The organism is Streptomyces sp. NPDC058307 (assembly GCF_042880295.1).
Lineage (GTDB): Bacteria > Actinomycetota > Actinomycetes > Streptomycetales > Streptomycetaceae > Streptomyces.
Genome location: NZ_JBHVYZ010000071.1, coordinates 33,559 through 42,028 on the forward strand (window position 1 = coordinate 33,559; position 8,470 = coordinate 42,028).

General features: G+C 69.7%; 9 protein-coding genes. 6 read left to right on the top strand and 3 right to left on the bottom strand.

The window, feature by feature from the left end:
- Positions 1-52 precede the first annotated feature (52 nt).
- The gene (locus tag ACFVYN_RS34840) at positions 53-427 is read right to left on the bottom strand and encodes a hypothetical protein (protein WP_390005963.1); all 375 of its coding nucleotides are present in this window, start codon (positions 425-427) and stop codon (positions 53-55) included.
- 774 nt (positions 428-1,201) lie between these two features.
- Here ACFVYN_RS34840 and ACFVYN_RS34845 point away from each other — a divergent pair.
- The 4 genes from ACFVYN_RS34845 to ACFVYN_RS34860 all read left to right on the top strand — a co-directional run bounded on the left by ACFVYN_RS34845 (position 1,202) and on the right by ACFVYN_RS34860 (position 3,843).
- Positions 1,202-1,627, top strand: a complete 426-nt coding sequence (locus ACFVYN_RS34845) for an STAS domain-containing protein (RefSeq protein ID WP_390005965.1) — start codon at positions 1,202-1,204, stop codon at positions 1,625-1,627.
- 233 nt (positions 1,628-1,860) lie between these two features.
- Positions 1,861-2,289, top strand: a complete 429-nt coding sequence (locus tag ACFVYN_RS34850; protein ID WP_390005967.1) for a hypothetical protein — start codon at positions 1,861-1,863, stop codon at positions 2,287-2,289.
- Positions 2,286-3,047 (top strand): ANTAR domain-containing protein, encoded by a 762-nt coding sequence (locus ACFVYN_RS34855; RefSeq protein ID WP_390005969.1) that lies wholly within the window; start codon positions 2,286-2,288, stop codon positions 3,045-3,047. Before ACFVYN_RS34850 ends, ACFVYN_RS34855 begins: the two co-directional genes overlap by 4 nt.
- 79 nt (positions 3,048-3,126) lie before the next feature.
- Positions 3,127-3,843, top strand: a complete 717-nt coding sequence (locus ACFVYN_RS34860) for an ANTAR domain-containing protein (RefSeq protein ID WP_390005971.1) — start codon at positions 3,127-3,129, stop codon at positions 3,841-3,843.
- 837 nt (positions 3,844-4,680) lie between these two features.
- On the opposite strand, the gene ACFVYN_RS34865 is transcribed toward ACFVYN_RS34860, so the two are convergent.
- Together ACFVYN_RS34865 and ACFVYN_RS34870 are read right to left on the bottom strand one after the other, a co-directional pair.
- Entirely contained in the window at positions 4,681-4,959 is a 279-nt protein-coding gene (locus tag ACFVYN_RS34865; RefSeq protein ID WP_390005973.1) for a hypothetical protein, read from the bottom strand.
- A gap of 554 nt (positions 4,960-5,513) precedes the next feature.
- A complete protein-coding gene (locus tag ACFVYN_RS34870) occupies positions 5,514-6,194 on the bottom strand; it encodes a hypothetical protein (RefSeq protein WP_390005975.1) in 681 nt (226 codons plus the stop codon).
- Between the two features lie 654 nt (positions 6,195-6,848).
- Here ACFVYN_RS34870 and ACFVYN_RS34875 point away from each other — a divergent pair.
- The gene (locus ACFVYN_RS34875; protein WP_390005976.1) at positions 6,849-7,274 is read left to right on the top strand and encodes an STAS domain-containing protein; all 426 of its coding nucleotides are present in this window, start codon (positions 6,849-6,851) and stop codon (positions 7,272-7,274) included.
- A 641-nt stretch (positions 7,275-7,915) separates the two neighbouring features.
- Positions 7,916-8,470: ANTAR domain-containing protein (locus ACFVYN_RS34880; RefSeq protein WP_390005978.1), on the top strand; the 555-nt coding region annotated here is incomplete at its 3' end.

An 8,470-nucleotide genomic window follows, 5' to 3' on the forward strand; every position in this document is an offset into this window, starting at 1 on the left:
GGTGTCGCTCGCCGACGGATGCCGTCCGGGCCAGATCGGAGCGCTGATCCGGTCAGCGCTCGGACGGCGGATCCTGTGGGTCCACGCCGGTCTTGGCGGCAGCGTCCTTCGTGCCGCTGGGGCGCTGGGAACGGCCCCTGCGTCCGGTGTCGCGTCTGCCCTTCTCGTCCGCGTCGCCGTACTCCTCGCCGCTCGCGTTCGGGCTCTCGACCGTGTCACCGGGGACGGACTTCGTCTCCTCGGCGGACTTCCGCCGGCCCGGACCGGGCTTGCCGGCGTGCTCAGCATGGAAGGAGCGTTCGGCGCTCGGGTTGTCCTGCTGGCGCGTCTCGTCCACGTCGGGCGACCAGCCGTGCTGTCCGGTGCCCTGGTGACGGCTGGGACCACTTCCGTGCGGTGGCTCGGACGAACGTGGTTTCTTCGACATGGTCGGATCCGCCTTTTCACGGTCAGTGGGGGGACACCGGTGACGGCGTTCCCGAGTTAGGTAGATTATTCCACCTTGCTATGTTTTGGGCATTTCATGACCCACTCCCACGCCGGGCCCTGCGGAAGATCCGCGGACAGCGCACGTTGATGGTCTGCGGGGTGGGTGTGAGGGCACGGCCCGGCGTGCGTCCGAGCGCCGGTCCCGCCGGGACGCGCTGGCGCTCACGGATCCGGCTGATCCGGTGAGTGAGGGCCGCGGCGAGGTCGTGCGCACGGCCGGGCAGTGCGGGCGAGATCCGCAGCGGCTGGCAGTGCCTGTGAGAGACATCGGACCTCAGGTGGTGCACGGACCGCGGACCGTCGTACCCGGGCTGCCGTCGGTCACCGTGTTTCGCGCTGGCTTCCCAAGTACCGCGCGGACACCGGACATAGCGGCGCGGCATCATGTCCGGGCGTCGCCCGGGTACGAGAAGCGGACGACTTTGGACCGTCCGTCGGACCGGGTTGAGGACTATGCTGCGGTACGGACGTCCCAGACCCCGGCGGTTTGTCGTTGCTCGACGCAGATGGCTGCGGGGAGCGGGCTCTTCGTCCGTCACCCGGCGCATCCCTGGAAGTAGCTGAGCGGGTCCGCTGTCCTGTCGCACAGGCTGCCGGGCCGGCCGTTGCTTCGCCTCCGCCGAACGTACGCCCTGCCGGCAGCGCACCATGGGCGTCGGGATTCCCGGCGTCACCGCGTCCGTAGCCGCGTGGTCTTCTGAACTGAGGCGTCATGCCCCTCCCGCAGCTCGCTGTCTACCGCCATGACCGAAGGAAACGGGCACTGATCACCCTGGCCGGTGAGATCGACCTGGAATCGGCCCCTCTGGTACGCAGGGCACTGGCGTGGTGCCTGCGCGACGGCATCCGCACCATCGACATCGATCTCACCCCCCTCACCTTCTGCGACTGCAGCGGCCTCAACGTCTTCCTGGACGCCGCGCGGAAGACCGCCGAGGCCGGCGGGACCCTGCGACTGCACCACCCGCCACCGACACTGAGTAGGCTCCTCGACCTCACCGGCTCCGGGTTCCTGCTCCTCGACGTCCCGTTCGGACATTTGTCGCCTCCTCTCGGGGGAGTGCCGGCCCCGACCGCCCAAACCCCGCGGAACCGGACTGTCCCGTCTGCCTCTGTCCTCTCGGGGGATGCGCGGTGAGGGCCCGGTCGACGCGGGGGGAGCCGCGAAAGCCCGGTGACAGCGCGTCGTCCACCATGGACACGGTCCGGCTACGTCGGGCGAACCGCCGACAGGCGCAGGGCCCGAGCGGGAAGCTGACGGATCTGTACACGGACTCCCACAGGACGTCACTTCCTGAGGCCTACCGCCGTCCCAGCCGTCGGCACCTTCTGAACCGTCTCACCGCCGGCATCCGGTGGCCAGGCTTTGCCATGGTGATCGCTGAGACGGATGACCGCGGGAGATGCGCTTCCGACTTCCCGGTGCGTGGCGAGGGCTTCTGGCGGTTCGGGTTCGGCGCAGCACCGCCGCGCGGCGTCGAGCGACTCACCCCCCTTGGCGGCGTCTTCGCGATCATCGATTTCCCGGTCCGCCCGCACCCGCAGGATGCGCACGTGGCCCGCCGATCGCAGGAACGGCTGCCTGCCGACCACCAGGCGTCACTCGGCGCCACCCTGGTGGACCGGGCCGATCACCCCGCTTTCACATCGCTCCGTTCCTGGGGACGGCCGGCCGTGGGAGAGATCCGGAAGCCGGTCACCGCCACGCTGCTCCGGGTGCCGGGCCTGCCCGTCGGCGAACGAACCGCCCCGAGGCCGGCGGGACTTGCGCACGATGCCTGGACGCGGTGGTCTGCATGAGGTCCGGCAGCCGGTCGGCCCGCGTCCAGATGCTGGTTGCCGAGCAGGCGGCCCTGCGCGGTGCCCGGGTCGGTGTGGTGGACGTGTGCACCGCTGCCGTGGCCGTGCTTCCGGTCGGCGGGGCCGGGCTGTCGGCGATGTCCCGTACCGCGGCCAGTCATCCGCTGTGCAGCACCGACGGCATCAGCGAACAGCTGGAGGAGCTGCAGCTCACCCTTGGCGAGGGACCCTGCGTGGATGCCTTCCGGCACGGCTCGGCCGTCCTGATCCCCGATCTGCTGGCCAGTGAGATACAGGACCTCTGGGCCGTGTTCGCGGATGCGGCCCTGGACGCCGGGGCACGCGCCGTCTTCGCGCTCCCCCTGCAGCTCGGGGCGATCAGCCCCGGAGTTCTGGACCTGTACGCCGACGTGCCGACCGTGTTGGACGCCGGGGAGCTGGCCGACGCGCTGGCGTTCGCCGACCTCGCGACGCTGCTCCTGCTCGACGCGCGGATCGACGAGACGAACGCGCCGGTCGACGGAGCACAGGAAGACGGAGGCTTCGAGGACCTGGGCGGATACCGGGCGGAGATCGACCAGGCCGCCGGCATCCTCACCGTCCAGCTCGGTGTCGGCATCGACGAAGCCTTCGTACGGCTGCGCGCTCATGCCTACCTGCGGGGACGCCGGATCACCGACGTGGCCGCCGACGTGGTGGCCCACCGGCTCCGTTTCCCTCCGGACGCGGAACCCACACGGGCCGACGACGAAATCTGACGCACCGGTGCCATCCGATGAACCTGCTGTGCTTCCCGGCGCCTTTCGGCCGGACTAATCTCAATCGAGGGTGCCCACGATGAATCAGCAGTTACTGGCCAAGGCCTTCGTCGAGCTTGCCGACAACCTGGTCGCCGACTTCGACCTGATCGACTTCCTGCGCCTGCTCAGCGACCGCTGCGTCGGCATGCTCGGCGCGAGCGCCGCCGGGGTACTGCTCGCCGACCGCGACGGCGAACTGCGCGTCATGGCCGCCTCCGACGAACAGGTACGCCTGCTGGAACTCTTCCAGCTCCAGAACGACGAGGGCCCCTGCCTGGAGTGCTTCCGCACCGGCATACCCGTGATCGTCCCCAATCTGAGTGCGCAGACCGTGCGCTGGCCACGCTTCGCGGTAGCGGTACAGCGCAGTGGTTTCACAGCCGTCCAGGCGCTGCCCATGCGCCTGCGGGACGAGGTCGTCGGCGCCCTGAACCTCTTCCACGCGACCCCCGGCCCCTTCGACCCGGCAGACATACTCGTCGCCCAGGCCCTGGCCGACGTCGCCACCATCAGCCTTCTGCAACAACGCTCCGCCCAACGCGACACGATCCTCAACGAACAGTTGCAGACCGCGCTGAACAGCCGCGTACTGATCGAACAGGCCAAAGGCAAACTCGCCGAACGTCTGGGCGTCGACATGGAACAGGCCTTCACCACCCTGCGCGGCTACGCCCGTTCCCACAACCGGCGCCTGTCCGATGTGGCCCGCGCCTTCATCGACGACTCCGAACCCCTCCCCGGACTGGGGTCCTGACCCGCTCCGCGCCACCGACCGCCGCCCCCACGCCGGGATGCACGGTCCGTACGGCCGCCGCCGTAGTGCGGCGGCGGCCGTACGTGGCGCGAGGATGGGAGTCCCCCTCCACCGTTTCCTCGCGCGCTGTCCTCCGCGGCGGCGGGACTGGTGAGAACACCCCGTCTGGAAATGCCGGGAGGACGGAGACTGGAGCCGCTCACTGCGGCGATGCGGCTCCGGCCGGGCCTGGGTTCCGACTCAGGGGCTGGGAGCCTGGATGGGAAGACCTGCTGGTGCCTGACACGGTCGCAGTTTCGTCTTCCCCGCGTGAAGCTTAGAGTAGATACCCGTGAAGCGGAACAGGGCCTTTCACAGGCGCCGCCCGGGTACCCGGACATCGTCACGCGGCCCTTCTCGGCACACGGGTGTCGCGTAGAGCAGCCGCAGCGCACGCCGCAGCCCTGCTGTATCCGCCACCGGAGCTGCTCGCCCTCCCGGGTGGCGACCAGAGCCGCCGCCACGTCCGGAAGTTCGGTCCTGCACTGCCGCGCGATGTCCACCAACAGGCTCCTGGCCGGCCCACGGTGGCAGGGAGCCAGGACCATCACCATGCCGCACGACTGGTCGACAACCGCACGGGCGGCCAGCCCTCGCCGCAGCTGATCGATCTCAGTGCGCAGGGCCACGAGGTCCTGACCCGCCGGGTACTCCTTCACCGAGTGCTCGGCTCTCAGCCCCCGCCAGTTCCTCGGAAGCATGGCTGTGCTGTGCTCGGCATCCACCCCTCCACGATCTTCACGCGTCCGATGTGACGGAAGCCGCCCCGGAACCTCTGGCGTCAGGCCGATTCACCGGTCACTCGCGGCGTTCATGGTCCTGACGGTCCTCGCGCCTCCAGCGCGCCCGGTTCCGACGGCTGTAGCGGCGGTCCCAGCGGTCCTGGCGGTCCCGGCGCTCCTCGTACGCCCGATAGTCCTCGAGATCGGAACCGTCGCCACGGATCCAGCCTCCCCCTCGATCGCGGCCGTAGCGGGTGGCGCCGAAGAGCAGCACGGCCGCGGCCACCCACCAGAGGGGATGGAGAAAGCCGAGGCCGAACAGGGCCACGATCAGGATGACAAGCAGAACGAACACGGCGGGCCTCTCCGGAACGGAACAACGCATCACTGCCGGGGGCCAGGGCCTGTTCGAACAGTCTAGTCCTACCCAGAGGTCGCGGACAGCGACCTGTGCCCGCGGCTTCAACCGGTTGAAAGAGGATGGCCAGTTGGCATCTGTCCGCGGAGTGCGGCGAGGGCTACCGTGCGCGGTGCGGCTCGAGCCCCCGGCAGTGTCGACCGGTTCTCGCGCTCCTCGGGGGCGCACCTCCCGCATCAGTGCGGACCCCGTCTCGTCACCAACGGGCCGCTCCCGCACTCGCCGCCACTCGCTCCTGGCGCTGCATCGATGCGCCCGTGCGGACACCCTTCCGCTGCCCACCGCGTCGCACGCGTTTCACGACAGTCTGTACACATGTACACGGTGATCGTTGCGGCTTCGCCCCTTCGCCCTGCGCGCCACCGTGCTGGGCTTGTCCTGCGTCAACCCTCTTTTCGGCAGGCCAAGTTCACTTTCCATCACGCCAGACCGGTGAAGAACGAACTCACTGAACCGGATCCGGCGGACTGCCGAGTGGCAGAGGGCCCCGCTCATTGACCGGTGACATCGGAACTGCGCACGGCACCGCTGCCGGACGGCCCGGACGACGCCGAAGCGCTGGGGCTGAAGCCGGAACTGTGACTGAGGCTGGGACCAGAACCGGTGTCCGGCGACGCGCTCGCGTCCGGCGACGCTGAACCTCCCGTCTGCGACGCCGAGCCACTGGACGCACCCGGGGTGGGGGTCACGTTGTCTGCGGGACCACGACTGCCGGTCGAGCCACCGCCCACCGAGGTTCCCCTGCCCTGCTCGTTCCTGACCACGGCCGCCACCGGCTTGCCCATGACGAGCTCCCCCACAGTCACCGTGACCATCGCCAGGGCGAACACCAGGCCCGTCGCCAGGGCGTACTTCTTCCAGCCGATGGACTTCCGGAGGGAGCCACCTCGATAAGTGGTGACCGACTCACCTTCGGAGGGCGCGAAGGGCCGTAGCGCGTCGGCAACGGAAGCGTCGGCTGGTAACCCGAACGCCGCCCAGGCGTCCGCGCGGTGTTCCGTCCGCTTCTCACCCGGCGCCCTCGGCACTCCCACCGGCGGCACGCGGCTGCGGATCCCCTCGCCCGTCCGCCGGAAAGCATGCGAGAAGACCGCTGCGCCGGTGGTCGCGCTGGTACTGACCACGGCGGCGCCGATGATCGTCCCGGTCACCCCCAGCAGGGACGCCAGCACCGCCCACCACCGTGGCGAGTGCGCTCGCCACCACCTGCACAGCCGTCAGGTCGAGCACCTTGCGCTTCGGCGCCCCTGCCTCTTCTTCTCTTTCTTCTCTGCGATTCTTCATCAACGTCCTTTGGTAGTTCCGGAGCCCGACGGTCATCGACACCGTGGCCACCGGCGTGGTGGCGGACAGCGAGGACCAAGCCGGCGGGGAGAAGGCCGATACGGGGTGGCCCGGCCGCGAGTTGTGCGGTATTCGCGGAGCACAGGGGCGTGTGAAGCTCCTACGGCGGTGCGGACGGTTCAGCGGGACGACTGCCCGGCTGATGGGGTTTCACCTGTGCTCGGCGCCCCCCGGCACGGCAGCGGAGCCGCCCTGATCACCACCGTGTAAACGTCGTGGTGTCCCTCTCCCGGACCAACCGAAGGGCCGGCCTCAGGACTATGCTGTGTGCGGACGTCCCAGACCCCGGCGGGCCACCACTGCTTGGTCCACATGCCTGCGGAGAGCGGATCGTTCGTCCGGTCGCCCAGCGCATCCCCGAGGGAACGGCTGGGTCCTGCGCCCCGGAACATCGGCTGCTGGATCGGTCACGCACCTGCCTGCTCGACAGTACGACCGTACCGGGAGCCCGGCACGGTCTCGTGAACCGAGGCACCCTGCCCATGAGTGTCCCATCCGTCCTGAACGTTCACCGGCACGACGCCGACAACCGGAAGATGGTCACCCTCACCGGCGAGATCGACCTGAGTTCGGCGCCTCTGGCGCACGCGTCACCGGAGCGGTGCCTCCACGACGGTATCCGCGCCGTCGAAGTCGAAGTCACCGCCGTCACCTTCTGCGACCGCGGCGGCCTCAACGCCTTCCTCCACGCCTTGCCGCACACCACTGCGGCCGGAGGATCCCTGCAACTGCACCACCCCAGCCCGGCGATGGAGCGCCTCGTTGCCCTCACCGGCTCCGGTTCCCTCTTCCTCGCTCTCCCGGATGCCTTCGCCGGGAGCCGACCGTCCCTGCGGCCTTCTCCCGTGCACCAGGCCGCGCACCGGCTCGCCCCGGCGTCGGCTGCTCTCCCGGGCGGTGTGCTGTGACGGCCCTGCCCGGGCCGATCCGATCGCGCGGGCGCCCAGACCATCAGCCGCACACCACGCGCATGACACCTGGCGATCAGCGTTCGCGATGCTGACCGATGAGGCGTCGAACTCGGTGGGGCACGCGTCCGGATTGCCCGTACGCGGCGACGGCTCCTGGTGGCCGGGATTCGACGGAGCACTCCCGCTCGCCGTCGACCGGCTCACCGGTGCCGACCGCACCTTCACCGGGATCCGGGTTCACCCGCACGCGCGGAACCGGGACGTGGCCCGGCGGCTGCAGGAACGGCTGCTCGCCGAGCACCAGGCATCACTCGGTGTCACCTCGGCGGATGGGGCCGACCAGCCGGTCCCGGCCGCTCTCCGCTCCCAGAGCCGGAAGGATGCCGGAGACGTCAGCAGGGTGGCCGACCGCGCCGTGTTCCCGTCGTTGGTTCTCCTCCCCTGGGGGTGCGAACGGCGGCGAAGCCGGAGGAGCTTGATCACCACTCCCCAACCGGGTGGTCACCGTGATCCCCGGCAGCCGGTCGGCGCGGATCCAGGCTCTCGTGGCCGAGCAGGCGGCCCTGCGCAGCGCCCGGATCGGCGTCCTCGACGTGTGTACGGCGACGGTTGCGGCGCTGCCGGTCGGAGGGGCCGTGATGTCCGTGAGGTCCGCGAGATTCCGGGGGCGGGCGAGTCATCCACTGTGCGCTACCGACTCAGTCAGTCAGCAGCTGGAAGAACTCCAGCTCATACTGGGAGAGGGGCCGTGTGTGGACGCCTACGTCCTGGGCTCGGCGGTCCTCTGCCGCGAGCTGTTGGCCGGTGAACTCCAACGACATTGGACGGTATTCGCCGACGCGGCTCTGGAAGCCGGAGCAAGAGCGGTCTTCGCCTTCCCCCTGTGGACCGGAACCATCAGCCCCGGCGTACTCGATCTGTGCTCCAGCAGTTCCGTCGAGCTGGACGCGGACGCGGTTGCCCACGCGATGGGCTTCGCCGACACCGCCGCGCTGCTTCTGCTCGATGCCCGGATCACTGAGACGGGTGTTCCGTCGGACACCGGCACGTCCGACACCGATCGGACGGACGCCGCGCCCTTCGACGACCTGGGCGGTTACCGCGCCGAGATCGACCAGGCCGCCGGCATCCTCATGCTGCAGCCCGGTGTCGACTTCGAGGAAGCCTTCGTCCGGCTGCGCGCCCACGCGTAC